The organism is Bacillus sp. FSL L8-0099, from assembly GCF_038006385.1.
Taxonomy (GTDB): Bacteria; Bacillota; Bacilli; order Bacillales; family Bacillaceae_G; genus Bacillus_A; species Bacillus_A toyonensis.
In genome coordinates this window covers 1,957,671-1,982,635 of the sequence record NZ_JBBOVC010000001.1, presented here as the reverse complement: position 1 = coordinate 1,982,635, position 24,965 = coordinate 1,957,671, and the positions used below count along the sequence as shown (strand labels likewise).

Sequence of the window (24,965 nt, the reverse complement as noted above, 5' to 3'; positions counted from 1 at the left end):
CTATATTGTCCCCTATCATGATCCACGGGGTACATATTCTGTTATATAATGAATTTATAGAATTTACAGAAAAACGAGGGAATTTCATGTTACAACAACTATTCACTTCACCTATTCTATCCATCCGAGCTTTACATCCAGGCTATGAAGATCATGCAAGTGACGTTTTTCTCATTCAAACAGCAGATGCAGAAGTTATCGTTCGTTCTTCTAAAATGAATGAAGAGCCAAATAATGATTTTTGGTGGGGATGCAAAAATCTCTTTGGAATTGATCCAAGGAACGTACATCATTTAGAAACGGTACATGCATTGCTGCAAAAACATACAAATCTTCCTATCCCAACAATTTTAGAAAAACATATTTTAGATGGCCGAGAATTCATTGTGGCTGAAAAATTAGTAGGTAATACAGTTCAATCTTTTATTGGGCAACCAGATTCTATTTTATTCAGCCTAGGAAAAGGACTAGCACAAATACATAAGTATTCAGCCCATTTCGTAGGAAATCCGTCACGTACACTCCAAGTTCCACTAGTGGAATTCCAGCCACACATTTTAAAAGCGAGTAAAGAACTTGTGAATAGGTTTTATTCCGATAACGAGAGCATATATAACGCATTTCATACTTTTGAGTCACAACTTTCTACCTTACCAACACCAAAGGAATCTACACTCGTCTTAATTGATATGGATCCTACTCAGTTTTTATCAGATGGTATAACTATTACTGGTTTAGTAGATACAGAAGCTTATGCAGTTGCCCCGCGAGAGTTTGATTTTATCGGATTAGAATATGTACTTTCAGAAAAAGAGGCTCATGCCTTTAAAAGTGGTTACGAAACAATTATGTCTATTCCTCATCTTGAGGAATGTAGACAGCCTTATCGTTATTTGTACCGACTGTTATCTGTTCAAGGTAGTGTGGAATTAAAGAAATGGTTAAGTTACCCATCCTATTTTTAAAAACGATTGCGAGGGATTATGAAATGAACATTGAAAAAAAGAAATCTTTAACAGCAAACGAAATTCAGCAAATGAAAGATTTAGCTCATATTTGCGGACAATACGATCAAATTGATTACTCATCAGATTTACATGTTAACTTTTTAACTGCTCGTAATAAAAAAGAAATCAATGATTTTCTATTTTTTGATGATACCCAATTAATTGGTGCATTAAGTATGTACGACTTTGAAAGACCGACTAAACTGGAGTTAATAGAATTCGTGCACCCAAACTATAGAAAACAACATATAGGCACTGCCCTTTTACAAACTGCCATGAACGAAATACAAAAAAGAGACACAGACGAAGCTCTTCTCATCATTAACGGAGATTCCTCATCTGGGAAAGCATTCGCAAATCAAATGAAATTACCTTATCTATACAGCGAGTATAATATGACGTGTAAATCAAATAAAAAACGAGAAACAATGAAGAATACTATTAAACTTTCCATCGCATCTTCAGAATTACTTCCTAATCTCATAGAAATCTCTAGTAAAGCTTTCGGGGATTCTGTAGCAAATACATCCACATGGTTGCAAAAAATGATGAAGTCACCTTCTCATCAAGTTTACGTTGCTCTTATGAATGAAAAATCAATTGGAACGATTACAGTTACTCACCAAGAGCGATCTACTACACTTTCAGGCTTCGCAGTCCATCCTTCTTATCAAGGTAAAGGATATGGTAAAGATATTCTAAGTTATATGGTACATACCCTCATTACAGAAGGAGTTTCAACGATTGAATTAGACGTCGAAACGAAAAATAACAATGCTTTACAGTTATATACACATTGTGGCTTTGAAATTATAATGAAGCATAATTATTATGACTTGTTCAAAAAACATCAATAGCCCAATTTTCATTTACGAAAAGTAAAGAAAAAACTGAATCATATCGATTCAGTTTTTTCTTAATATATTTACAACCGCAGTCGTTTCATTATTTTCTTTATAAACACGAGGAATTCTTCTGTCTAACATACATGTAACTTCATAATTAATTGTGCTCAACATATCCGCTACTTCTTCTACAGCAATTTCTTCTTCACCTTGTTTGCCGTAAAATACCACATCGTCCCCTACTTGTACTGGCATCGCTTTTGTAACGTCCAGCATAAGCTGATCCATACAAACACGACCAATAACCGGCACTCGAACTCCATTAATTAATGCATACCCTTTATTAGATAACTGGCGATTATAGCCATCAGCATAACCAATCGGCACAGTCGCAATCCATTCTTCACCCGTTGTTACATACGTATTTCCATAACTAACACCACGATTTTTCGTCGCATGTTTAACATGAGCTACTTTTGATTTTAATGACAATGCAGGCTGTAAGGAAACGACTGTATGATCCACTTCTTTCGAAGGATACATGCCGTAAACTCCAATACCAACGCGAACCATATTTTGAAATGTATTGCTTAGTTCCATTGACCCTGCACTATTTGAACTATGAATGTATGGTATTTGCATCCCTAATTCATTTGCTGTATTTACAGCTTTCTCAAATAAACTTGTTTGCATATTCGTATACGATTTATCAATTTCATCTGCCGTAGAGTAATGTGTAAACATCCCTACTACCTCTACATACTCCATACGGTTTAATTCTTCTAAAAACGGTTTAACTTCTTCTTCTTGCAAACCGATACGGCTCATTCCTGTATCGATTTTCACTTGAATACGTGCTTTATTTTGAAGACGTTGTGCAATTTCATTTATGCCTTGTAAATCTTCTATTCTATAGACTGTCATCATAACGTCATATTGAATTGCGGATTCCGCAGCTGCAACTGATGTATAACCCAATATTAAGATTGGTACAGTGATTCCAGCTTCTCTTAATTCGATCGCTTCATCGACAAATGCAACTGCAAGCTGGTTCACCCCTGCTTCAATCGCAGCTTTCGCAACTTCAACTGCCCCATGGCCATACCCATTCGCTTTTACAGCAGCCATCATTGCAATATTTTCATCGTTTACATGTTTTTTAAATTCTTTTACATTATGTTTTACAGCATTTAAGTCAACTTCAACAATTGTATCTCTTCCATATTTCAAACTCATTGGTCTAACTCCTAACTCAATAATTGCATTCCATTCTATTTCACGTTTCATATGACCTTTTACAATATAATACGTTTCACTATGCTAGTCAAACTACTAGAATTTTCGGAATTTTAAGTATGATATAATACCCTTAAGAATTAATTATATATGGAGATGAGGAGAATTACAATGTTTGTACAATCTGCGTTGCATCAACTAAAAGTTGCTGTTGATACTTCTATCCAAATACTGAATCAATATAATGAAAGTGATTTGAAAATAACACCGATTGAATCAAAGCGGTCATTATTTGAAATGTGTACACATCTTTCCCTTATTTGCCATGCTGATTTACTCATCTTAAATGGTATTTCGGAAAAAGAGTTACATACCTTTTATATAGAACAAACACCCGAAACAATTGCTCAAATGCAACAAATAATGATACAAGGGTACGATTTACTTTCTAAAACTTTTTTATCCTATTCCAATGAAGAATTAGCAGAAATTATGACTGCTTATTGGGATATTGCTTATTCTCGATTCGAATGGTTACTTGAAATCGTCGCTCACTTTTATCATCATCGCAGTCAAATTCACATTTTACTAGTTGAGCATGTTAAAGATCCTTGCATTCCTTTATTTGAATGAAAAGAGTGGAAACAAAGCCAATAAAGAGTATGACTCCTAATAAAATAAACGTCTGAGCATAGTTCCCTATTTTCATAAGATAAATAGAAATAATAGGTCCTATACTAGTTCCTAAAAATAAAACGAAAGTATAAATAGAAACCGCTATTCCCCTTGCTCTCCCTCCTAATTGGCCGACAAGAGAAACTAAAGATGGAACCGATATAGCAATACCTATTACGAAGCAGACGCTCATCATTACAAGTAACGGCAGTGTCGAAATAAATCCCATTGAACTTAGACTAAAAATAGCAACTAACAATCCTCCTTGAAGAACTTTCTTTACTTCGAACCTCTTTGTTAAACGACCTGCAAGTGGTGATAGTAACATACCAAATAACCCCGCTAGGCGAAAATATAGAATTTGTTCTGCTGTTAAATTGTAAGTAGAAGAGCTCAAATAATTCCCTAAAACAGTATACATATTAACAAAAGCCATTAATAAAACAAACGCAACCATATAGCTCCATACTAAGCTTTTATGTGTAAAAACTTTCCCCATCTGTTTCATTGGTCCCAAAATATCCGTATAAGCTTGAGACGTTTCCCCTTTCGGAAGAGAATAATGAACCCATACAGCAGTAATGATATAGACAAAGCTAAGAAGAAAGAACACCATATGCCATCCAAAATGCTGACTAACAGCAGTACTTATTACTTGCCCTGCAATTCCAGCTACTAAAAAACCGGTACTAACAAACCCTATGGTTGTAACTTTTTTCTCTACTGGAAACATTTCTACAACGTAAGCTAACGCCACTGGAGAAAATGTAGCTGCTGCTATTCCCTGTAACCCTCGAAGAATAATAAGCCAAAATAAGCTATCCACAAACCCTAAGAAAAAAGAAACAATCGACAGTGCAAGCAATCCAATAAAAATCACTTTTTTTCGCCCATATTTATCAGAGATTGCCCCAAATAACAAACAACCTATAGCAAAACCTACCGAAAATATACTGCCTGTAGCCGCAGATTGCGCTAATGAAACCTTAAAAATGTCTGAAAATAGAGCGATTAAAGGAATCGTCACATATAGGCTGGACATAACTACCATACCTGCCCAACATAACACCGCTGTCATTACTGTATAATTCCTCCCACTATTTACTTCTTTTGATATTTCCATCATAAAATCTCCCCCTTACATTGATTTTCCTCATCGATTGAAAACTTATAAAGTAAATGACTCAAAATAAAATCCCTTCAACACTCACTTAATTCGTTTACGTTAAAAAATACATTATCGCCCTTTTAAATTAGCTAAACATATAATAAGGCAAACTAATTATATGTTTAAATAAAAAAGTTGACTCTCACAATCAACTTATTTACCTACCTTCCCCTAATTTCATCTGCATAATTACTTGCATTTTATTTAATAGCTTCTCTAACACTTGACGCTCTTCTTGATTAAAGTCATTAACTAACGAAGCGCAAGATGACCAAAAAGTCGGTAAAGAATGTGTAACTAGTTCTTTTCCTTTCGGAGTAATTTTCACCTTTAATCTTCTTCGATCTTCAGAATGATGGAACCTTACGATTAACTCTCGTTTCTCCATCCAATCTAATAAGCCAGTGACAGAAGCACGTGTAATCCCTAATCGACTCGCTATATCCGACGGACTCATGTTCACTTCTTCTCCATTCGATTCCATTTCACGCAAAATAAATAACAATAAAAAATCTAATTTGCTTTCCGTTATACCAAGCGGGGCTAAATCTACGTCAACAGCATCAAGAACATTATCAGACGTCCATAACATTAACAAACCAAGTTTTGCTACGATTGGATCTGTATCCGTTGATGCTGTCTTTTTTATTAACTCTGCATATGGATCAATCCCTAAAGGAAGATCACATTTTTTTGAATCCATTCATTTTCACTCTCCTTCCTCCTATTTAATTAGTTTACCTAACTACTTTTATATTATACTCATTTCTTTCCTTTTATTGCAAGAGTATTGTTAGCAAAAAATCCTATTATGAAAACAGGATTTTTTTCACTGACTAATTATTTTTTCAAATGATCCTAAACTCTTTTAAAGCAAACGAAATGCCACCTTCACTTGATTTCTTTGTAACGAAATCAGCTTTTGTTTTTAACTCTTCTCCACCATTCCCCATTGCAATTCCTAAACCTACATACTGTAACATTTCAATATCATTTCTACCATCTCCGAATGCCATTGCTTCTGACTTACAAATATTTAAATGTTCCAATACCTTTTGGATTGCAGTTAGCTTCGATACTTTATTATCTTCCAACACATTCATAACATAACCATGAAAACGTTCAAACGTAAGCATTGGATATCTTTCAAAAAATTTTTGAGCTTCCATTTCATCAGCATACAGACATATACAATACATCTCTTCTGATAAGTTTCTAACTTTATCAGGATACCGCTCTAAATTTAAAGTTTCGTTTAATGCTCGTATTACACGTTCATCTTTTGGGGCTATACCATTCATAGAAAATTCTTCTGTAAAGTAAGAAACACTATGACCATGTAATTCAGCGAAATTTGAAATATCATGAACAATTTCACTTGAAAGTATCGATTTATGAATAACTTCTTCCTTACACTTTATATGTCCACCATTTGCAGAAATAAATGTGTCTATGCCTAGTTCTTTAAATTGTGAGCATAAACTATATGGTCTCCCTGTTGTAACAACTAAGTGAATTCCTTTATCTATTAACCTTTGTATTGCTTCTTTTGTACTTTCGTGCATACTTCTATCAATTTCACTTAAAAGCGTACCGTCAACATCAAAAAATACGACTTTGTACATAAATTTTTACATCCCGTCCAAATGATTCGTATCATTAATGAAATGTATCGTTTTTTGTTCACCCTCAATTTCAATTAAACTTATTCCCGTATCTCCCATTTTAAAATAATAGTCCATTGAAATTGGCATTTTGAAAAACGCTCGTAACATACTATTTATTACACCGCCGTGTGCAACAATTGCAATTCGATCATATGTATTCTCTGTCACGATTTTAGAAAAGATTCCTTCTATTCTCATTCTAAATTCAATAAATGATTCTCCATTTTCAAAACGGTCATGAAGAAACTTTGGTTCAGGATATTTTTTCGCTTCTTCAAAAGATAAGCCGGCTTGCACCCCATTATTAAACTCCATTAATTCCTCTTCTAGTTGAATTGGACAACCAATTGCTTCCGCTAATGTTTCACCAGTTTCACGGGCACGTTTTAATGTACTTGCCCAAATGAAATCTGGTGGAAAATCAGCCTTCACTTTCTGTACAAGTTTTTGTACTTGCTGTCTTCCCTTTTCTGTTAATTCAAAATCAGCTCGGCCTTCATGTACATGTAATATGTCTGCTTCAGATTCTCCGTGGCGTACTAGTAGTATTTGCATATTTCTCCCGCTCCTTTATTCAACATTCACAAAATTTAATTATATCATATTTTAAGGTTTCCAAAATGAAAAAGGAACGGTCTCCCGTCCCTCATCCATTCACTTTCTCTGCATCATTCCAGTAATACTTACTAAATGCTTCCGTTAATACGTCAATTGTGTTATATAATTCATCTAACGTATTATCAACACCACCAACTTCAATTAACATCGCATTTTTAGATAAATCTTGGTTATAAACGCCATTTCCATCTTTTTTATACTTCGGAAAAATCCCTCTACTTAATCCGTAATAGTTTTCATCTAAATAACTATTGATTGCTCTTGCAATTTTTTCGTTTTCAGTACGTCCTTCATTTTCCATCCCAATTATAAAATATAATCTTGCATACGATTTCCCGTTAATTACTTTTGTAGTTACTTTCTTGCGCTGATCATCACGGTGTATATCTATCGGAAACGCAATTTTATTATTTTGCGCTAATGCTTCTTTTACATATTCATGAGATGCTTTATACGATTGCGGCCATTTCCATTTTTTACTCGCTAATAAATCCCCCATATTCGTTTTATCATGAACAACTGGAATTCCTTGTCCTTCCAGTTGCTCCTTCATACGTTTTCCTAATAAGGACACATTTACATCTGGACTCGATGGATCGGTAGCTCCTGGTAATAAAGGAAAGAAGGATTCCCAACTATGTGTATGGTAAATGTATACTGCATTTTCACCTTTTTTCGTTCCGTTCTTTTTCTGCACCGGATTATTCTTTTCTGCTTCTGTAACTTTATCTTTTGCTACCTCTCGCTCTTTCGTTACTTCTTCAATCGGTACACTAGATTCATTCGGGATATTCGTAAAGTTTGTCCCTTCCCCAGCTACGATAATGTTAGAGTAATACTTTGACATACCAGGTACTTCTTTACCGACAAATGTTCTTAAATCTTTAATTTTCAAATCTGTCGCAATAGAGAACATTAAATTCCCAACAGACTCCCGTTTATTCTGCTTAAAATAATCAAATCCATAATAGTGATTCTCACTTTCTATCATTTGAACAAAACCTTGCATAGACACTTTTCCAAACCATTGATTCGCATAACTTGATTTCATTGTATGTAAAAGCGACGTCAAAATTGACGCGATAATTATTACTATTAGCGCATATAAAAAAAGTAACGAGATTAGTTTTTTCCCATGTATACGAGTTGCATACTTTTTCACTGTATCACCTTCTTTATACATGGATATGTACAAGCCTTTCGTAATATACGCACAAAAAAGAGAAATGGCATCCCATTCCTCTTCCTCACTCTTATTGTTCTTTACCTGTATCATTTGAAGGCAATTTCTTTGCTTGTTTTTCTTTAAAGATTTCTCCGATTGCCCCAAGAGTACCAAGTGTTTCAATTGCATTAGATGGAATAAAGACTTTATTTGCTGGTCCTTTTGCAACCTCAATCAATGATTCAAATGATTTATAAGCAAGTACGCGTTCATCTAAATCTGCTGCACGAAGTAATTCAATTCGGTTTTGTTCTGCTTTTGCGATTTCTTCAATTGCTCTTGCTTCCCCTTGCGCTTCTAATTCTTTCGCTTCTTTTAAACCTTCAGCTTCTCGAATACGTGCTTCTTTATCCCCTTCAGCCATCAAGATTTTACTTTGTTTTTCCCCTTCCGCACGAAGAACTTTATCTTGTTTTGCTGCTTCAGCTTCTAAAATAATCGCACGTTTATTACGTTCTGCTTTCATTTGTTTTTCCATCGATGCTTGCACATCTTTTGGCGGGTTAATGTCTACTACTTCAACACGCTCAATACGAACGCCCCATTTTTCTGTTGCTTCATCAAGCGCTAAGCGAATTTCTGTTGAAATTTTTTCACGACCAGATAACGTTTCATCAAGTTCCATTTTACCGATAATTTGACGCATCGTTGCAGAAGTAATGTTACGAACACCATATTCATAGTTTGAGATACCATATGTCGCAAGTTCAGGTTCGACAATTTGATAGAAAATAATTGTATCAATTTCTACTTGTACGTTATCTTTCGTAATTACCTTTTGTGGTGGTACATTCGTTTGTTGAATACGTAAGTCGTGATATACACGAACGCGATCTACAATTGGGATTAATATATTTAATCCTGGGTGCATAATACGCTGAAACTTACCAAATCTTTCAACAACCCCAACTTTTTGCTGAGGAATAATTTTAATTGTTAATGCGATAAATGTAACTACAATTAGCGCGAATATAATCGTTAACGTTAATGCTATCATATTTATTCACTCTCCTTTTTTACTTGTAATATAGTACTATGCCTCTTTATAACAACGACTTTTTCTCCAGTGTCAATCGAAACATCTGCAATAGCTGTCCAAGTATCTCCATCCACCTTCACAATACCGTTCGTTTCATTTGTAATCGCTTGCACAACAATTCCTTTTTTACCGACAAGCATATCTACTGTATCCGTAAAACCTTTTGCTTCTCGAAAGTTTTTTGAAATTCTTTTCGTAAAGAATGTCAATGTTAAACTTACAATCGCACCAACAGTAACTTGTAACAATAGTGCATCCGGAGCAAATAAAGCAATAAGACCTCCGACAACAGCTCCAATTCCGAGCCAAAGCATATAAAACGTTATCGACAACATTTCCGCGATAAATAAAATACCCGCTATAATAAACCAAATCACCCAACCAGCCATATACAACCCTCACTTTCTTTCTCATTTTCTATATGTATATGAAGAAAAGAATGGTTTATCCGCCCTTTCTCATACTTGGGCGTTTACTGCAAGCTATCGTACATATTCGCTGTTACAATAAGTATTAATAAAATACTATATCAATATATTCTTCATTATACATGAAAATTCCTTTCAAAAAATGACAAAAAATTTAATTCTTTTAAATTTTTTTCAGTTTATAATAATTCTAACTCGAATTTGTATTTTTTTGGAAGGTGATATCCTTAATGTGGAATCATTCAATATCATACTATTTAGGATCAAAAATCTGTATTACTCTTGCTGACATCGTTTACATAATGATTATTACAACTCATATCTATATATCAACTAAATCAGCTACTATTACTGCCCTTTTTCCATTATTACAAGTTATCACAAATTTGATCGCAAACATATCTGCACCACTTATAATGAATCGTTTTTCATCTTATTCAGTACTTTTTATATTACAATGGACAAAAACTGCCCTATTCATTTTATTAACGCTATTATTTCCGGTCCTTTCCACAAACATTGTAACTCTATTAACTTTCATTTTTTTCATTTCTTTATGTAGTGGGTGGAGTGCTCCATTACTGTACAGTATTGTTCCACGCCTAACACCAAAAGAAAGATTAGTAAAAGTAAATAGTATCTTTTCCTTTTCATCACAAATTGTACAAGCGGCAGCTTATTCATTTACAAGTATTATCGTTCTGCTCATTGGCGCTACTTCTACATTCATGATTAATATTATTTTAATGATTTTCGGATGTATTGCATTGCATATTTCATTACATTCCATCCATACCGAACGAGTAACAGAGCCTTCTTCTTCAAAAAACACAGCTTTATTTGAAGGCTGGAAACTATTATTTCATCATCCTTCTTTGCGCACAGTTACATTAATGGACTTAATTGAAACTTTCGCAGGGACGATATGGATTGGCGCTATTACGATGGCATATGTAACGACTGTTCTGCATAAAGGAGAAGAATGGTGGGGATATATTAACACAAGTTATTATGTGGGCACGTTAATTGGTGGTCTATTAGCGTGGAAAATAAGTACATATATTCAAAAAAATTTAATACGCTCCATGGCGATAGGATCACTTATATTTAGTATTCTTACATTTTTATATGGTATAACAAGCAGTGGATTTATTGCGCTTTTCCTATGTGTTCTAATGGGACCATGTTATCAAATTAGAGATATTTCTCAAACGACGGTTTTACAATCTAGTGTCGCCCCTTCTCTATTATCGAAAATGTATACAGCACACGGCGCCCTTCTTTCAACAGCTTCTGGTCTTTCTATGCTTAGCGTTGGCATTATTACTGATATGTTTGGTGTTCGTACGATTTATATGATTACTTCTTTTCTTATTTTATGTTCTGCCTGTTTATCTTTTAGCCTATTAAAATATCATAAGACAGAGCAGAAAGATATTTCACTTTAATCAATAAATCAAAAAGGACAGGAAATTCCTGTCCTTTTGTACATTCTATTCATGACAAGTTGGGAATTTCTCTATGCTTTGTCGCTTGTTCAAAAGCGTACGCTAGTTTAATTAATATTCCTTCACGAAAAGCAGTACTTGCAATCGTAATTCCAAAAGGTCTCCCGTTTTCCATATACCCTGCTGGTATTGCTATAGACGGATAACCTGCTTTCGCACATATAGTAGAGCCTATATAAGACGGAAATAGTATCGCATCAAGATTATATTTTTCCAATGCAAAATCAATACCTTGTTTTTGCGAAAAATATATATCTTCTAATCTTGCATGTAAATATTCTGGATTTCTTAACGTATTAGGATAATCTTTTCTTCCCTCCAACTTAGTTTGTCCATATTTTAAAGCTCTTTCTGCTATGTTTTTATTAAACGCCATTAATTCTGAAATAGAATGTATGGGAATAGTAGAAGGTAATTTTGAAAGATAGTTATCTAAACTATGCTTCAGCTCATAAAGCGGAACTCCCCAGCCCCATTCTCTATGAAAGGAAGGAATATCAATATTTTCTACTACTGTCGCTCCCTTACTACGTAATACTTGGATCGTGTCCTCAAACAAATTTTCATTATACTCACCATTTTCGTAATAATCTTTTGGAGCATTACTATAAACACCAATCTTCGCTCCCTTTAAACCATTAACATCAAGATAAGATGTATAATCTTCATATGCCATACCTTCACTTTTATGAGTAGCTACATCTTTCTCATCCACTCCAGTTAAACTCCCTAGTAAAATAGCGGCATCTGTTACTGTTCTAGCAAATGGTCCCGCTGTATCTTGTGAATAAGTGAACGGAATAATTCCTCTACGACTAATTAGACCGACAGTCGGTTTAATGCCTACTACAGAGCTTTGAACAGCTGGACTCAAAATAGAGGCATCCGTTTCTGTCCCAACAGATAATACTGTAAAATTAGCGGCAACTGCTATTGCGGCCCCTGTACTAGAGCCACCAACAAACATATCATCCGTGCCCGTTCCATATGGATTGATTGTTTGACCACCTCTCGCACTATATCCAGCCCACATTTCAAAAGACATTGCATTTGCTAACTCTGTCATATTCGTTTTACCTATTATCACCGCTCCTGCCTCTCGCAGTTTTGTAACGAGAAATGCATCTTCGCTACTTATATTTTGTTCTAGGGCAATCGTACCTGCACTTGTATGCATGGAATCATTCGTTTCAATATTGTCCTTTAGCAAAACAGGTATACCATGCAATGGTCCCCTTACACCTTTTATCTTCCTTTCATAATCTAACGCTTCTGCAATAAAAATAGCATCCGGGTTTATTTCTAAAATAGAATTAATTTTCGGTCCATCTTGATCATATTGTGCAATTCTATGAAGATAATATATAACTAATTCTTTGGAAGATAACGTCCCTTCTTCCATTGCGGTCTGTATATCATGAATTGTTAATTCTTTTTTTAATACTGGATTAAACTGAATTTCCATTTATATTCTCCTTTATATCCCTTTTAGTTTTTACGAATACTTCTTACTTTTTCATTTTTTCACCTCATCCTATTCCAAATTAATATCCCTTTAAAAAGTTTCAACTTACTTTTTAATACACCTTTAATTTCCCGAAAAATAAAAAGAGTCTGAAACGAATCATCCTTCGCTTCAAACTCTTTTTATTACTGTGCATATACCTCATCTAACAAATGTAAAAACTCTCCCTGTTTTCCTGCTAATTCAGGGCATTTTGCAATATCAATCCATTCGTAGCAAAATACTAAACCTTCATCTTCCTCACCGGCACTTACTATATGTTCCCAAGTATCTTTTACATTCGTTAGTAACGTTACGTGGAAAAAGTGGCGTTTTTGATATTCCTGTTTTTCCTTCACGTGTATGATGTAATCTGCTAGGAAACGCTCTATACATAAAAGACGTAATCCAGATTCTTCTTGTACTTCACGTAAAACTGCTGCTTCTAACGTTTCTCCTTCATCAACTGTTCCCCCTGGCACTTGGATACCAGCTTCAGGTATATCACGATGTTTAAAAACAAGTAATTGCTTCATCCCTTCTTTTTCTCTTGTAATATATGCATGTACTTTTTTCTTATATAACATCGTCATTGTATTTCTCTCCCCTCAATTGTTCACTCTGTTACTTCTTCAAGCGTCAGTTGATTTTCATATAAATATGTAGCTTGTGGATTTCCCACATACCTTACGTGCCATGGTTCAAACCGATAGCCCGTAATTGATTCTTTTTCTTTTGTATATCGAATCACAAAACCAAATTTATGGGCATTTTCAGAAAGCCACTGCCCTTCTTTCGTCTCTCCAAAAACTGTCTCTAACTGAAATTTAGCAGATTGCGATGTAATATCCATAGCTAGTCCAGTTTGATGTTCACTCGTACCAGGAATCGCGCTAGACATCGCAGTTTTCACTTCTCCATCTTGTTTTTTATACATCGTATTTAATGCCTTTTGTCGATCAAAAGATCTAAATCCAGAGACTGCAAAAAGGAAAATACGCTCTTTATCAGCTTGTTGAAACATGTCCTCAAGCGCACTAGCTGCCTCTTTCCTCATTTTTTTCTTTTCTTGATCCCCCTCACTAGAGTAACGTACTTTCGGAATAACTAAATCTGGCGGTCTATACCCATCTGGTAAACGCCTACTTTTATTCACAAGTACAAGCATCGAATTTGGATTACTAATTACCGCAATATCCCCATCCATATTCGCAATCGTTTCTTTCGCTTTCGGAAATATGTTATTTACATTCACTTCCTGTGCCTGCTTATCCTTATACATTTTATAATTGATTCCTGCTACTCCAACAATGAGTATCGCCGCTACGATACCAAGTAGTGTCCATCTTTTTTTCATATAACGACCTCTTATTTTAATAATTTGGCCATTTCATACTCATCAATGTTTTGTCCATCGATAATAAGAGCAGCTTTTTTGACACCCTCTTTCTCAAAGCCTACTTTTCTATATAGTGCCTGAGCTCTTGTATTGTGGGCCATTACCGTTAATTCTAAACGCCATACATCATGTAATCTTGCCCACTTCTCAACCTCTTTAAACAAGCTCGTTCCAATACCACGCCCACTACACTCTTGCAATATACCAATTACAGTGGCTGCAACATGTCTCTTTCTTTGTATGTTATTTCCATTCACTAAAATAAATCCTACTATTTTCTCTTCTTCAATCGCTACAAATATTGTTGCTTTTTCATTCTGTCTAAATCGATGAATCATTTGCTCTTGTTGCTCAACTGTAGTTTTTCTTTCTCCTGGCTCGTATAACATAAATTTCGTTTCTTCATCTAATTGCTTACTTAATTGCAAAAATGAGGCTGCATCTTCTACTTTGATCTCCCTAATCACTTAAATCACCCTACCTATTTCATTGTGAAAAATTTTCCTTGTAAAAAGATTTTCTCCATTATTGCGAAAATCCCTTTCTAATTCCCCTATTATAAATAGACAAATTTCGATATTACTATAGCAATTATAAATTATGTCTATAATGTGACATCTTATCATCCTCGTTTCATGACAAACAAAAAACGTAAGCTTTACACTTACGTTTTCCCCTAATTGATGTAGGCTGATAACCATTGGAAATGCCTACCACTCATTCAAATTTCACTTTATCCATTCACTTTTTCCGCTTGCCAAAAATATTCACCAAATGCCTTAGCAAGTGCATCAATTGATCGATTTAGTTCTTCCTCTGTATTATCTACCCCGCCAACTTCAATTAATATCGCTTGTCCTGATAGGTCTTGATTGTAAACTCCATTCCCTGTTTGGAATCCTTTTTGAATTACACCACGGCTCATTCCCGGATATTTCTTACTAATCGTCTCGTGTAACGCAGTTGCTAATTGTAAGTTTTTTTCATAGTTTTTGTTACCTTTCCCAATTACAAAAGCAAGCTTAGCATACGATTTATCTCCAATTGTTTTTGTTGTTACATTTTTCCGTGCACTATCACGGTGTAAATCGAAGAAGTATTGTAATTCTTTATTACCAGCCATCGCTTCTTGTACAATTTCCCGTGACATTTTGTAAGAACTATTACTATTTAACCCTTTACTAATTAACCTTTGACCAACGTCAGTCTTATCGTTAGTAGATCCGATTCCTTCGCCTTCTAATTGTTCACGAAATCGGTCGCCGACTATGGAAATATTCGTTACAGAACTTGTCGCTTTATTCGGGTTTGGATCATTCGTTAAGTTCAGTAACGGCAAATAAGATTCCCAGCTATGCGAATGATATATAAATGCAACTTGTCTTTTTCCAGTTGTTTGAGCTGGTTGTTTTTTCTCTTTATTCGTATCAGGCTTTGGCGCTTGTCCACCTTCTCCAGTCCGTTCTTTCACTACTTCTTCAAGAGGAACACTCGACTCTATCGGTAAGTTAGAATAATTTGTTCCCTCACCTGCGATAACGATTTCTGTATCGTACTTACCAAAGCCAGGAAGCTCTTTTCCGACAAAACTACGTACATCGTTAAAACGAATATTCGTAGCCATAGAAAAGAGAAACGAAGAGATTGAAAAATCTTGATTCAAATTTCGATACTCTTGTGTAAAATAATGATTTTCTTTTCCAAGAACATACATGTAGCCATTCATCGATAACTCATTTAACCAATTATATAAATACGTTGACTTTGTCTCTTTCATAGAGGTTACCATCATACTAATAAGAAAAAAAGTCGCTAGTACCGTAGTAATAATAAATAAAACTAACTTACGTACACTTGTAAACTTCACATAAAAAAAGCCTCGATTCATACTATCACCCTCTCTATTTCAAGTTATGTACAAGCTCTAGAGAATAGACCGTTTAAATTCCGGCTATATTGTTAATGAGGTGAAATGAATTGAAGCCATTAATAGGAATATTACCAATCGCTCTATCATTCATTTTTTATTTGTCCGCTAAACATCCAAAAGTCTCTATTGTGTTACATATTTCTGCGTACTTAGCACTGTATGTACTCGGTACAATCATTTCCATTAATATATACGATGTTTTAATACAAGATTTAGTTTTCATGACGAGCATTCATGGAATTTTACTGAATCCATTTTTCCTTATTGCAGGAGCGTATATAGGAACATACACTTTGTACCTACTTTTGTCTCACATTATTATGAAAATAAAAAATGGAGCGTAACGAAATGCAGCCACCGTTCATTTGTCATACATGTAGAAAAAGAATTACACGAAAGAAAGACCTTATTACCACTACACGGTACTTCCATTTTTATTTATTTCACAACAGTTGTTTTAAGCAGCAACAACTTTTCATCCCACGTTTTATCCCTATGAATACACTTTTTTGTTTCTTTCTAATTATATACGGCCTTATTGTTGGTAGCATTCTTATGCTTACGGAGCCGTCTATCATTTGGCTTATTTTTTTGCTTCCTCTTTTATATCGATTTCTTTCATATTATTATGTTGAACGTTTTTTCTCTACATAACGAGTGGACTGCCCTCTCGGAATACTTAAACATTCCCACTCATTTTCTTTTAACATTTTACCGATGTAAATAATCTGTCCAATATGCAAAGCATAATGAGAAATTTGCCTTTCAATTGCTTGCAGGACCGTATGTGCTTCACCACGAATGTATACCGTCTTCAATAGATCTTCCGGCATTATAGTATTCATCGTATTAAAAACGTATTCCCATCCTTCTTGCCACGCTGCAAGGGCTTCTTCCTTTGAAGAATAGCCTCCTTCAAATTCACCATCTCGGTCACGATCAACTTTTTCACCATCAGATGTTAAAAAATCCGTCCATCTGGAACGCATATTACCGTGCAAATGTTTCATTATAATCGCTATGCTATTTGTTTCTTCATGAGAAGACCATTGTATTTGTTCGTATGATAATTGAGAAAGTGCCCGTTCTCCTTGCTGCTTTGTTGTTTTGAAATTAGAAATGACACATTGTAAATATTCTCGTCCGATATCCATATTGTCCCCTACCTTCACACTAACTAATTTTCGTTCCATTTGGCAGTTCCATATTAGGCTGAAGCAACACAACATCACCAGCTTCAGGAACTCCCCCTAACACAAGCACTTCCGATTTAAATCCAGCTACACGCTTTGGCGGAAAATTTACAACAGCAACAATTTGCTGACCAATTAAGTCTTCTGGATTATATCTCTTCGTAATTTGAGCACTTGACTGCTTGACCCCAAGCTCCCCAAAATCAATTTCTAGTTTAATCGCTGGTACTCTCGCTTCTTTAAATTCCTCTGCCTGTGTTACTGTTCCAATTCTTACATCAAAAGTTAAAAAATCTTCAAAATTAGCCATTTTATCATTCCTCCCATTTATTACTTAGACAAAATACAAAAATCCCCTTTAAAAAAAGAAAGGCGCCTAAGCACCTTTCTTTTGTAATTCACTTGATTCATTTGATTTATAGAAGAAACCAAGAATTCCGCCAATACATGATGGGATTAACCATCCTATTCCTTCTTTATATAATGGTAACATTTGAAGTACATTAGAAATCGCATCAATTTTAATATTCGCACTTTCTAAACCGTTAAAGAAACTAATTAACAACGCACCTAAAATCGCCCCAATGTAAATTGTATTACGCTTCCCTATCCATTTATGGAAATATGAAAGAACGATTAATACAATTGCAACTGGATAAATGATCATTAACACTGGTAATGTTACTGTGATTAATTGTGTTAACCCTAGGTTAGATACAATTAAACTAAATACACATACCATAGTTACAATCGTTTTATGCGAAAGTCTTGGGAATAAGTTTGTGAAGAAGCCAGCACACGCAGATGTTAATCCAACAGAAGTTGTTAAACAAGCGAGTATAATTACAAGTCCTAATAAAATTTTGCCACTTGTTCCATATAACTCATTTACAACATTCGTCAAAATAAGACCACCGTTCTCCGACACACCAAGTGATGTACTTGTAGATCCGAGATATGCAAGTGATAAATATATTAACGTTAAGCCTAATACAGCAATAATCCCTGATACAACTGTTATTTTTGCGATTTGTCCGCTCTCTTTTATCCCTTTTGAGCGAATAACTTGTACTACAACAATCCCAAACACAAGTGCACTAATCGCATCCATCGTTAAATATCCTTGAATAAATCCACCAAAGAAAGCATTCTCTTTATAAGCAGCTAAAGGTGCAGCCGGTTCTCCAATTGGATCAATAATTGCTTTCCCGACAATAACAGCAACAATTAATACTAATAATGGTGTAAGAAATTTTCCAAACCAATCGACTAATTTAGATGGATTTAATGATAAATACCACGTTATTCCAAAGAAAAATATAGTGAAAAGAAATAGCATGTACCACTCTGAAACCATTGCATCTGATAAAAACGGCTTCATACCCATTTCAAACGAAACGGCTCCCGTACGCGGGATTGCGAAAAATGGTCCAATTGCTAAATAACTAACCAATGGGAAAATAAACGCAAATATAGGGTGAACTCTAGAAGATAGCGCTTTCAAGTCCCCCTCTACAAACGCGACAGCTGTTACAGCTAATAGGGGTAATCCGACTCCCGTTACAAGGAATCCTATCGTAGCAATCCAAACATTCTCTCCTGCTTGTTGACCTAAAACTGGCGGGAAAATTAAATTTCCTGCTCCTAAAAATAATGCAAATAGCATTAAACCAATTGCTACCGTATCACCTGGCCTCAATCGTCCCTTCATACTCTTCATTTGCATAGCACTTTTTCATTGTTTATCTTTATTTTCACAATATGCTATGCATCCTCCTCTCTGCTCAAGATGATAAAATATGCCCCTTACAAAGCAGTGTCTTTCTCCATAATTTCTCCATTCCCCTTATTATTACTCTAATTATTAATCTCGTCATTATTTTTTGTTTTTGATTTTTGATTTTTGATTTTTTTGAATTTTTAAATCATTAGAGTGTTATTACGTGGAGTATAGTTGTCAGACCTCTTTGTTTTTATCACACATATAGTAACATATTTAGTTGAAAAATAAAAACATATTTTCAAATTGATTTTTTTGAAAATCAAAATTATCTACATTTTATATTCTTTCACACAAATGTTATTCGAGCACTAGACTCATTCTATATTATTATTTTAAAATAATTTCAAAAGCCATCTAACATATGTTAGATGGCTTTTGCATGTTACTCTATCGTTTCTACTTCACGTGGATTATTCATCTCTTCTACATACACAACTCTAAATCCATGATCTTCTAAATCTTTTTGAAGTGTTTCTAATTCACCATCTTCAAACTCTTCTCCTAATGTAAACATAATTCTACGAACTAATAGAGCATCATTATCAAAAGTCATTAAACTTTGAATACCAGTGTATTTCTTCAAAACTGTCGATAACTTTTGGATCGCTCCATTATAGTCTTGCGTTCCAATCATGACAGAATATTTACTAGAATGAACGCCCCATGCATCTTCTAATAACTCAAAAACTTTTTTATGCGTTAAAATTCCAAGGAAAATTCCTTTTTCGTCAACTACTGATAAATAAGGTAATTTTTTTATTGTAAAAAATACTTTAAAGAAAGATGAATCTTCTCTCACAAATCCTTCTTTATCGTTCAATAATTGTATTACACTTTCGTCAAGTGATCCTTTATATTCTAAAATATCTACTTTATATATATTCCCTAAAAATTTCTCTTTTTTTTCATCTAAAACTGGTACACAACGATACCCTGTTTTATTTAAATGCTCCAATGCTTCCCCTATCGTAATCGAACTTGAGCACAGTAAAACTTCCCTTTTCGGCACGTAATTCCCTTTAATCCTCATAAAAAGCCTCCTTATGTTAAAATACTTTCTGTGCCATAACTATATTATAATTTCAGAAAAAAATAAATAATTTATTTTATTTTTCTGAAAATTATTCATTTTCTTGTCATAATTTATTCATGAATCCTTCACTTGCATATCTTCACTAGGAAAGCCTCTCTCTGAATGACTTAATGAAAAAGATATTGTAACTTTATTAGAAAAACGCTAAAATAAGAATAAGAATTTTCTGAATATTCAAAGAGTAGGTGGTTATATGTCTTTGTTACGCTCGCATATATGCAAATTTATAATTGGTGTCATTGTTATTTTTGTCATAAGTCCTATTCCAGCTCTTTTTATTACACATAATTATTCTTATCAAAATGGCTTAATAAGTATTTTCCAAAACTTCGATCAACTTTCTTCTATATCAATTCCAAAAATTGATTGGATGCATGAATCTATTTTTTTCTCGGCAAATCAGATGATACATACTTCTACTCATTCAACACCACTATTCCCTTACATATGGGAAATATATTTTTTATCAATTGTTCGTTTCACTTTCACTCTTGCAATTGGCTTCTTTATAAGTTTAGGAATCGGTCATCTATTTTTAAAAGCACCAAATTCAATTAAAAAGATCACTACTTTCCTACACTGGATACCGTACTCTTTTTGCACTGTATTTTTACAATGTTCTATCTTACTACTTCTTCTCTATATTGCAAACTTTATAAAGTTTTCTTATTTCTCATCTTTGATCATCGTATGTAGTACCTCTATGATTATCGTTATGCAAGCAATAAAAAAATGGCTCCCTTTCCTGTATAACACAAGTGAATATGAAATGAAAAATTCTGCTTTCCTTGTTGATACATTATTTTTAGCACTTACTTCGAATCATAAATCTATTTTAAGTTCTATTATTTTTTCCTTTTTAATTATGGAATGTACTTTTCACGCGAGCGGATTATTACAATTTATCGTTCAATTTGGTGGTACTGCACCTGTAATTGTCACAATCGGTTTACTACTATTGTATATCCCATACAGCGTCTTATCTTTTCTCCAAGCACTTTGGACAACAAACTACTCTAAACAACAAACATACACTATAACACGAAGTATCCCAAAACCGTAAAGTTACATAGCCCTCTATATTCTGAAAGTAGAGGGTTATTCCTTTTGTATCGAGGACAAAATAACAACAAACTCTAAAACTACACTATAAACATGCCAATATTTACCCTTTTCCTTTGACTATTCTTTTCATTTGGATTTATTATAAAAGTATAACATAATTGCAGGAGGTGACATCTTTATTTCAAACTTTGGAATAGAGAACACACTTGGACATATTAAATATTTTTCTCATCTTTGTACTTATTCTTATTTCGGGCTTTTTCGTTGCATCAGAATTCGCTGTTGTAAAAGTACGAAAAAGCCGAATTGACCAACTTGCAAATGAAGGTAATAAACAAGCTTTAGCTGCAAGAAGTGTCCTATCTAATTTAGATGTTTATTTATCTGCTTGTCAGCTCGGGATTACGATTACTTCTTTAGGGCTTGGTTGGCTTGGTGAACCGACTGTGGAACATATACTACGACCGCTTTTTGAAAAAATCAACATGACTGGAACAATGGCTAACACGTTATCTTTTATTATTGCTTTTAGCGTTATTACATTTTTCCACGTTGTATTAGGTGAATTAGTTCCAAAGTCTTTCGCAATTCAAAAAGCAGAATCAATCACACTCAAATTTGCCAAACCACTTATTTTATTTGATAAAATTATGTATCCGTTCATTTGGCTACTCAATAGTGCAGCTATATTTTTCACAAAACTACTCGGTTTAGAGCCAGCGAAAGAAAATGAACTTGCTCATTCAGAAGAGGAATTACGACTCATTTTAGGTGAGAGTTTTAAAAGCGGAGAAATAAACCAAACCGAATATAAATATGTAAATAATATTTTTGAATTTGATGACCGGGTTGCAAAAGAAATCATGGTCCCTCGTACTGAAATGGTTTGCTTATCTACCGAAAATACTTTAGAAGAAAATATGGATATCGTCGCAACTGAAAAATATACACGCTATCCTATAATTGAAAAAGATAAAGATGACATCATCGGGATGATAAATACGAAAGAAATATTTCATGATCAAACGAAAGGTATTTATAAACCACTTGAATCTTATATACATCCCGTACTAACTGTATTTGAAACTGTTCCAATCCGTAAAACATTAGTACATCTTCAAAAGAATCGCGTTCAGATGGCAATCATTATGGATGAATATGGTGGTACTGCTGGGCTTTTAACAATGGAAGATATTCTTGAAGAAATTATTGGAGAAATTCAAGATGAATTTGACGCGGATGAATCACCTATGATTGAAAAGCGTACCCCGAAGCTTACTGTTTTAGATGGAAAAGTACTCATTTCTGAAGTAAATGATATGTTTGGCCTACATATTGATGATAGCGATTTAGATACAATTGGAGGCTGGCTCCTCTCTCAAGCGGTTGACTTAAATATTGAAGCTGGTTATTCTATTGAATATGCTGGGTTTCAATTTAAAGCATTAGAACTTGATGGACATCAAATCAAAAAAATTGCTGTACATAAATTAGATATTAAAAAGGAGTTATAAAGTGACTGTTTTCTTAACAATCTGTATCATTGCCTGTTTCATCATTTCATTTCTCGCCTTTATTTACCCTATTATCCCAGGTATCTTAGCTGTATGGGCTGGATATTTGCTTTACCATTTTGGTATAAATGGCGGGGAACTAACAATTACTTTTTGGGTCATTCAAGCCATTTTCACACTATTCATTTTCGTCGCTGATTTTATTGCTAATGGATATTTCCTAAAAAAATATGGAAGTTCAAAATGGGGCGAACGTGTCGGTATGATTTCTATCATTGTTGGATCGTTCTTCTTCCCACCTTTTGGTTTAATAATTATACCGTTCTTATCGGTATTTTTCACAGAGCTCATGCATAAAAAGACGCCAAAAGACGCCTTTCTAGTAGGAGTTGCTACTGTAGTTGGTTTTTTAAGCAGTACTGTAGCGAAAGCTATTCTCCAAATCATTATGATTATCATTTTCGTATGTTATATCATCTTTTAACCATCCCGCTTTTGGGATGGTTTTTTAATATGAAATACCAACTCGACTATTTTCATATATATTTTCATTGCATAAATCCCATGTAAAATGTGCTGTATCACCAACTGTAATTTTCGCTCCATCTTCTGGCAATATATGTTGTTCAGTGCGATATACCCCTGTTATCTCACCGTCTATTAAATGCGTCGGACAAACAATGGTCCAACATAAATCACTATTATGAAGCGCCTTATATGCAGCTAAATGATCCTCTGCTGCTGTTGTCGTTTTCCTTTTTGATTCCGATGATTGGAAACGATATACATTTGGATTTGTTCTCGCTTGTAAAATACCAGCTGTTCCTATCGTAATAATTTTCTTAACGCCTTCTTTTTCCATATACTTTATAATATTTGGCATACTCTTTGCTAATGTCCCATTTCCATCCGTTCCAAGAGCGCTAATTACGATATCACATCCTTCTATCGCTTTCTTTATATCGTTTTCGTTTAATATATTTCCTTCTATAACATGTAACCTGTCATGTTCTATTTCCATTCTATTTAAATCACGAACGAATGCCGTCACTTCGGATGAATCCTTTAATGCTAATTTTATTATTTCCGAACCTACTCTACCTGTCGCTCCCAATACACATACTTTCATTTGTTTACTCCTCTCTCATTCTTTCTCTATTTTTTCAATACTCTCAATCAATATACAACAAAAAAGCTTCCTCATATATAAGAGGAAGCTTTTTTATTACTTTATTTCTTTTCTTTAGAATCAGTAGACTTCTCTGTTCCACTTGTTTCTTTATCCTTTTTCTCATCCTGTTGTGTTGTTGTGTCTTCTTCTTTCTTCTTGTCCTCACCTTTACTACAACCTACCATTAATAAAGAACTTGCAAGTGCCATAGCAGTTAATGATTTAACCCATTTGTTCATTTGCGTTTCCTCCCTTTGATAGAATATGTACAATCCCATATTACTCTCTATTTTTAAAGGAAAGATTGAAAAATAGTAAATATACGGTAAATATTTGTAAATTTTCTAATAATAATTACATTTAGCCCTTTTCTCTGCATGAAAGTAAAAAACTAGGACGACAACTATTCCGCCTTAGTTTTTTATGCAAATTTCTCGTTTTCATATACATGTGAAATTTTATATTCCTTCTTCACAACATATTGCCACACACTATAAGCGTAACGATTCATTTTCAGGAAACAGTTTTCTAAAAACGAACGAAATTCTGGATTTGCAACTTCCACTGCAACTTGAGCAAACTTTAATGCTAATCGTTTCAAATGTGAAATATAACAGATTGCAATTTGGATATCTCCTGTATATGTATTATCTATTTCCTTTTCCATTTCCATTTCAGACAAATGAAACGAAATTGGTTCATATGTTATATGCTGTACATTTTCTCCTTCTTGAAAATTCACTTGTTCATTATATGCTTGTAACATATACGGTAAATGGTGCTGTATTATATCCTTTAATTCTTCATCCCGGATTTTTTCAGTATACTCTCCTACTTTATAAATTAACATGTAACTATACTTCATTAATTCTTTCATACAGTCCATTAAAGTTCCTC

General features: G+C 34.1%; 29 protein-coding genes. 9 read left to right on the top strand and 20 right to left on the bottom strand.

The window, feature by feature from the left end; genetic code table 11:
- The first annotated feature begins 86 nt into the window (after window positions 1–86).
- Window positions 87–965: a hypothetical protein gene (locus MHH42_RS10225; RefSeq protein WP_000941385.1), complete on the top strand. Its 879-nt coding sequence runs from the start codon at window positions 87–89 to the stop codon at window positions 963–965.
- Between the two features lie 23 nt (window positions 966–988).
- Window positions 989–1,864 carry a GNAT family N-acetyltransferase gene (locus tag MHH42_RS10220; protein ID WP_340893298.1) on the top strand — a complete coding sequence of 292 codons (876 nt, stop codon included), beginning with the start codon at window positions 989–991 and terminating at the stop codon, window positions 1,862–1,864.
- Between the two features lie 48 nt (window positions 1,865–1,912).
- Here the strand turns inward: MHH42_RS10220 and alr are convergent, their stop codons facing one another.
- Window positions 1,913–3,088, bottom strand: a complete 1,176-nt coding sequence (gene alr / locus MHH42_RS10215; RefSeq protein WP_002093776.1) for an alanine racemase — start codon at window positions 3,086–3,088, stop codon at window positions 1,913–1,915.
- A gap of 171 nt (window positions 3,089–3,259) precedes the next feature.
- Here alr and MHH42_RS10210 point away from each other — a divergent pair, with 171 nt between their 5' ends.
- Window positions 3,260–3,721: a DinB family protein gene (locus MHH42_RS10210; protein ID WP_340893297.1), complete on the top strand. Its 462-nt coding sequence runs from the start codon at window positions 3,260–3,262 to the stop codon at window positions 3,719–3,721.
- Here MHH42_RS10210 and MHH42_RS10205 read toward each other — a convergent pair.
- The 7 genes from MHH42_RS10205 to MHH42_RS10175 form a co-directional block, all read right to left on the bottom strand.
- Complete coding sequence (locus tag MHH42_RS10205; protein WP_139823477.1) at window positions 3,690–4,886, bottom strand: MFS transporter; 1,197 nt, start codon at window positions 4,884–4,886, stop codon at window positions 3,690–3,692. The genes MHH42_RS10210 and MHH42_RS10205 overlap by 32 nt on opposite strands.
- A gap of 202 nt (window positions 4,887–5,088) precedes the next feature.
- A complete protein-coding gene (locus MHH42_RS10200; protein WP_340893296.1) occupies window positions 5,089–5,634 on the bottom strand; it encodes a MarR family winged helix-turn-helix transcriptional regulator in 546 nt (181 codons plus the stop codon).
- A 145-nt stretch (window positions 5,635–5,779) separates the two neighbouring features.
- Window positions 5,780–6,556 carry a Cof-type HAD-IIB family hydrolase gene (locus tag MHH42_RS10195; protein WP_016108244.1) on the bottom strand — a complete coding sequence of 259 codons (777 nt, stop codon included), beginning with the start codon at window positions 6,554–6,556 and terminating at the stop codon, window positions 5,780–5,782.
- Between the two features lie 6 nt (window positions 6,557–6,562).
- Complete coding sequence (locus MHH42_RS10190; RefSeq protein ID WP_001166510.1) at window positions 6,563–7,153, bottom strand: histidine phosphatase family protein; 591 nt, start codon at window positions 7,151–7,153, stop codon at window positions 6,563–6,565.
- A 91-nt stretch (window positions 7,154–7,244) separates the two neighbouring features.
- Window positions 7,245–8,492, bottom strand: coding sequence for a stage II sporulation protein P (spoIIP, locus tag MHH42_RS10185; protein ID WP_016108243.1), 1,248 nt, complete (start codon window positions 8,490–8,492; stop codon window positions 7,245–7,247).
- A complete protein-coding gene (locus tag MHH42_RS10180) occupies window positions 8,470–9,438 on the bottom strand; it encodes an SPFH domain-containing protein (protein ID WP_000561128.1) in 969 nt (322 codons plus the stop codon). The genes spoIIP (MHH42_RS10185) and MHH42_RS10180 overlap by 23 nt, the downstream gene beginning before the upstream one ends.
- A 2-nt stretch (window positions 9,439–9,440) precedes the next feature.
- The gene (locus MHH42_RS10175) at window positions 9,441–9,869 is read right to left on the bottom strand and encodes an NfeD family protein (protein ID WP_016108242.1); all 429 of its coding nucleotides are present in this window, start codon (window positions 9,867–9,869) and stop codon (window positions 9,441–9,443) included.
- A gap of 269 nt (window positions 9,870–10,138) precedes the next feature.
- Here MHH42_RS10175 and MHH42_RS10170 point away from each other — a divergent pair, with 269 nt between their 5' ends.
- Entirely contained in the window at window positions 10,139–11,356 is a 1,218-nt protein-coding gene (locus MHH42_RS10170) for an MFS transporter (protein ID WP_016108241.1), read from the top strand.
- Window positions 11,357–11,405: 49 nt separating this feature from the next.
- On the opposite strand, the gene MHH42_RS10165 is transcribed toward MHH42_RS10170, so the two are convergent.
- The 5 genes from MHH42_RS10165 to spoIIP (MHH42_RS10145) form a co-directional block, all read right to left on the bottom strand.
- Window positions 11,406–12,881: an amidase family protein gene (locus tag MHH42_RS10165; RefSeq protein WP_340893295.1), complete on the bottom strand. Its 1,476-nt coding sequence runs from the start codon at window positions 12,879–12,881 to the stop codon at window positions 11,406–11,408.
- A 185-nt stretch (window positions 12,882–13,066) separates the two neighbouring features.
- A complete protein-coding gene (locus MHH42_RS10160; protein WP_000178280.1) occupies window positions 13,067–13,513 on the bottom strand; it encodes an NUDIX hydrolase in 447 nt (148 codons plus the stop codon).
- 23 nt (window positions 13,514–13,536) lie between these two features.
- Window positions 13,537–14,277: a M15 family metallopeptidase gene (locus tag MHH42_RS10155; RefSeq protein ID WP_000747716.1), complete on the bottom strand. Its 741-nt coding sequence runs from the start codon at window positions 14,275–14,277 to the stop codon at window positions 13,537–13,539.
- 11 nt (window positions 14,278–14,288) lie between these two features.
- Window positions 14,289–14,786 carry a GNAT family N-acetyltransferase gene (locus tag MHH42_RS10150; protein ID WP_340893293.1) on the bottom strand — a complete coding sequence of 166 codons (498 nt, stop codon included), beginning with the start codon at window positions 14,784–14,786 and terminating at the stop codon, window positions 14,289–14,291.
- A 266-nt stretch (window positions 14,787–15,052) separates the two neighbouring features.
- Complete coding sequence (spoIIP, locus tag MHH42_RS10145) at window positions 15,053–16,207, bottom strand: stage II sporulation protein SpoIIP (protein WP_016108239.1); 1,155 nt, start codon at window positions 16,205–16,207, stop codon at window positions 15,053–15,055.
- Window positions 16,208–16,296: 89 nt separating this feature from the next.
- On the opposite strand from spoIIP (MHH42_RS10145), the gene MHH42_RS10140 reads away from it, so the two are divergent.
- Window positions 16,297–16,593, top strand: a complete 297-nt coding sequence (locus MHH42_RS10140) for a hypothetical protein (protein ID WP_016108238.1) — start codon at window positions 16,297–16,299, stop codon at window positions 16,591–16,593.
- Between the two features lie 4 nt (window positions 16,594–16,597).
- Window positions 16,598–16,903, top strand: coding sequence for a permease (locus tag MHH42_RS10135; protein ID WP_131202353.1), 306 nt, complete (start codon window positions 16,598–16,600; stop codon window positions 16,901–16,903).
- Here MHH42_RS10135 and MHH42_RS10130 read toward each other — a convergent pair.
- From MHH42_RS10130 to cbpA, 4 genes are all read right to left on the bottom strand, one after another.
- The gene (locus MHH42_RS10130; RefSeq protein ID WP_016108237.1) at window positions 16,876–17,442 is read right to left on the bottom strand and encodes a DUF1572 domain-containing protein; all 567 of its coding nucleotides are present in this window, start codon (window positions 17,440–17,442) and stop codon (window positions 16,876–16,878) included. The genes MHH42_RS10135 and MHH42_RS10130 overlap by 28 nt on opposite strands.
- On the bottom strand, window positions 17,423–17,752 hold the full coding sequence (csaA, locus tag MHH42_RS10125; RefSeq protein WP_001263027.1) for a chaperone CsaA: 330 nt from the start codon (window positions 17,750–17,752) through the stop codon (window positions 17,423–17,425). The genes MHH42_RS10130 and csaA overlap by 20 nt, the downstream gene beginning before the upstream one ends.
- A gap of 66 nt (window positions 17,753–17,818) precedes the next feature.
- Entirely contained in the window at window positions 17,819–19,153 is a 1,335-nt protein-coding gene (brnQ4, locus tag MHH42_RS10120) for a branched-chain amino acid transport system II carrier protein BrnQ4 (protein ID WP_445286057.1), read from the bottom strand.
- A gap of 454 nt (window positions 19,154–19,607) precedes the next feature.
- Entirely contained in the window at window positions 19,608–20,255 is a 648-nt protein-coding gene (gene cbpA / locus MHH42_RS10115) for a cyclic di-AMP binding protein CbpA (protein ID WP_001220521.1), read from the bottom strand.
- Between the two features lie 256 nt (window positions 20,256–20,511).
- On the opposite strand from cbpA, the gene MHH42_RS10110 reads away from it, so the two are divergent.
- The 3 genes from MHH42_RS10110 to MHH42_RS10100 all read left to right on the top strand — a co-directional run bounded on the left by MHH42_RS10110 (window position 20,512) and on the right by MHH42_RS10100 (window position 23,381).
- A complete protein-coding gene (locus MHH42_RS10110; RefSeq protein WP_000055278.1) occupies window positions 20,512–21,381 on the top strand; it encodes a hypothetical protein in 870 nt (289 codons plus the stop codon).
- A 208-nt stretch (window positions 21,382–21,589) separates the two neighbouring features.
- The gene (locus MHH42_RS10105) at window positions 21,590–22,897 is read left to right on the top strand and encodes a hemolysin family protein (RefSeq protein ID WP_340893290.1); all 1,308 of its coding nucleotides are present in this window, start codon (window positions 21,590–21,592) and stop codon (window positions 22,895–22,897) included.
- A gap of 1 nt (window position 22,898) precedes the next feature.
- Entirely contained in the window at window positions 22,899–23,381 is a 483-nt protein-coding gene (locus tag MHH42_RS10100) for a DUF456 domain-containing protein (RefSeq protein ID WP_000215664.1), read from the top strand.
- 24 nt (window positions 23,382–23,405) lie between these two features.
- On the opposite strand, the gene MHH42_RS10095 is transcribed toward MHH42_RS10100, so the two are convergent.
- The 3 genes from MHH42_RS10095 to MHH42_RS10085 form a co-directional block, all read right to left on the bottom strand.
- Window positions 23,406–24,026: an NAD(P)-dependent oxidoreductase gene (locus tag MHH42_RS10095; protein ID WP_000861677.1), complete on the bottom strand. Its 621-nt coding sequence runs from the start codon at window positions 24,024–24,026 to the stop codon at window positions 23,406–23,408.
- A gap of 101 nt (window positions 24,027–24,127) precedes the next feature.
- Window positions 24,128–24,307 (bottom strand): hypothetical protein, encoded by a 180-nt coding sequence (locus MHH42_RS10090; RefSeq protein WP_001045965.1) that lies wholly within the window; start codon window positions 24,305–24,307, stop codon window positions 24,128–24,130.
- Window positions 24,308–24,489: 182 nt separating this feature from the next.
- Window positions 24,490–24,954, bottom strand: a complete 465-nt coding sequence (locus MHH42_RS10085) for a spore coat protein (RefSeq protein ID WP_340893288.1) — start codon at window positions 24,952–24,954, stop codon at window positions 24,490–24,492.
- Between the last annotated feature and the right edge of the window lie 11 nt (window positions 24,955–24,965).

Excerpts from the sequence above, each read along its gene's own strand:
- MHH42_RS10225 (WP_000941385.1), top strand. The coding sequence starts at position 87 with ATGTTACAACAACTATTCACTTCACCTATTCTATCCATCCGAGCTTTA.
- MHH42_RS10220 (WP_340893298.1), top strand. The coding sequence starts at position 989 with ATGAACATTGAAAAAAAGAAATCTTTAACAGCAAACGAAATTCAGCAA.
- alr (WP_002093776.1), bottom strand. The coding sequence starts at position 3,088 with ATGAGTTTGAAATATGGAAGAGATACAATTGTTGAAGTTGACTTAAAT.
- MHH42_RS10210 (WP_340893297.1), top strand. The coding sequence starts at position 3,260 with ATGTTTGTACAATCTGCGTTGCATCAACTAAAAGTTGCTGTTGATACT.
- MHH42_RS10205 (WP_139823477.1), bottom strand. The coding sequence starts at position 4,886 with ATGGAAATATCAAAAGAAGTAAATAGTGGGAGGAATTATACAGTAATG.
- MHH42_RS10200 (WP_340893296.1), bottom strand. The coding sequence starts at position 5,634 with ATGGATTCAAAAAAATGTGATCTTCCTTTAGGGATTGATCCATATGCA.
- MHH42_RS10195 (WP_016108244.1), bottom strand. The coding sequence starts at position 6,556 with ATGTACAAAGTCGTATTTTTTGATGTTGACGGTACGCTTTTAAGTGAA.
- MHH42_RS10190 (WP_001166510.1), bottom strand. The coding sequence starts at position 7,153 with ATGCAAATACTACTAGTACGCCACGGAGAATCTGAAGCAGACATATTA.
- spoIIP (WP_016108243.1), bottom strand. The coding sequence starts at position 8,492 with ATGATACAGGTAAAGAACAATAAGAGTGAGGAAGAGGAATGGGATGCC.
- MHH42_RS10180 (WP_000561128.1), bottom strand. The coding sequence starts at position 9,438 with ATGATAGCATTAACGTTAACGATTATATTCGCGCTAATTGTAGTTACA.
- MHH42_RS10175 (WP_016108242.1), bottom strand. The coding sequence starts at position 9,869 with ATGGCTGGTTGGGTGATTTGGTTTATTATAGCGGGTATTTTATTTATC.
- MHH42_RS10170 (WP_016108241.1), top strand. The coding sequence starts at position 10,139 with ATGTGGAATCATTCAATATCATACTATTTAGGATCAAAAATCTGTATT.
- MHH42_RS10165 (WP_340893295.1), bottom strand. The coding sequence starts at position 12,881 with ATGGAAATTCAGTTTAATCCAGTATTAAAAAAAGAATTAACAATTCAT.
- MHH42_RS10160 (WP_000178280.1), bottom strand. The coding sequence starts at position 13,513 with ATGACGATGTTATATAAGAAAAAAGTACATGCATATATTACAAGAGAA.
- MHH42_RS10155 (WP_000747716.1), bottom strand. The coding sequence starts at position 14,277 with ATGAAAAAAAGATGGACACTACTTGGTATCGTAGCGGCGATACTCATT.
- spoIIP (WP_016108239.1), bottom strand. The coding sequence starts at position 16,207 with ATGAATCGAGGCTTTTTTTATGTGAAGTTTACAAGTGTACGTAAGTTA.
- MHH42_RS10135 (WP_131202353.1), top strand. The coding sequence starts at position 16,598 with ATGCAGCCACCGTTCATTTGTCATACATGTAGAAAAAGAATTACACGA.
- MHH42_RS10130 (WP_016108237.1), bottom strand. The coding sequence starts at position 17,442 with ATGGAACGAAAATTAGTTAGTGTGAAGGTAGGGGACAATATGGATATC.
- csaA (WP_001263027.1), bottom strand. The coding sequence starts at position 17,752 with ATGGCTAATTTTGAAGATTTTTTAACTTTTGATGTAAGAATTGGAACA.
- brnQ4 (WP_445286057.1), bottom strand. The coding sequence starts at position 19,153 with ATGAAGGGACGATTGAGGCCAGGTGATACGGTAGCAATTGGTTTAATG.
- cbpA (WP_001220521.1), bottom strand. The coding sequence starts at position 20,255 with ATGAGGATTAAAGGGAATTACGTGCCGAAAAGGGAAGTTTTACTGTGC.
- MHH42_RS10110 (WP_000055278.1), top strand. The coding sequence starts at position 20,512 with ATGTCTTTGTTACGCTCGCATATATGCAAATTTATAATTGGTGTCATT.
- MHH42_RS10095 (WP_000861677.1), bottom strand. The coding sequence starts at position 24,026 with ATGAAAGTATGTGTATTGGGAGCGACAGGTAGAGTAGGTTCGGAAATA.
- MHH42_RS10090 (WP_001045965.1), bottom strand. The coding sequence starts at position 24,307 with ATGAACAAATGGGTTAAATCATTAACTGCTATGGCACTTGCAAGTTCT.
- MHH42_RS10085 (WP_340893288.1), bottom strand. The coding sequence starts at position 24,954 with ATGGACTGTATGAAAGAATTAATGAAGTATAGTTACATGTTAATTTAT.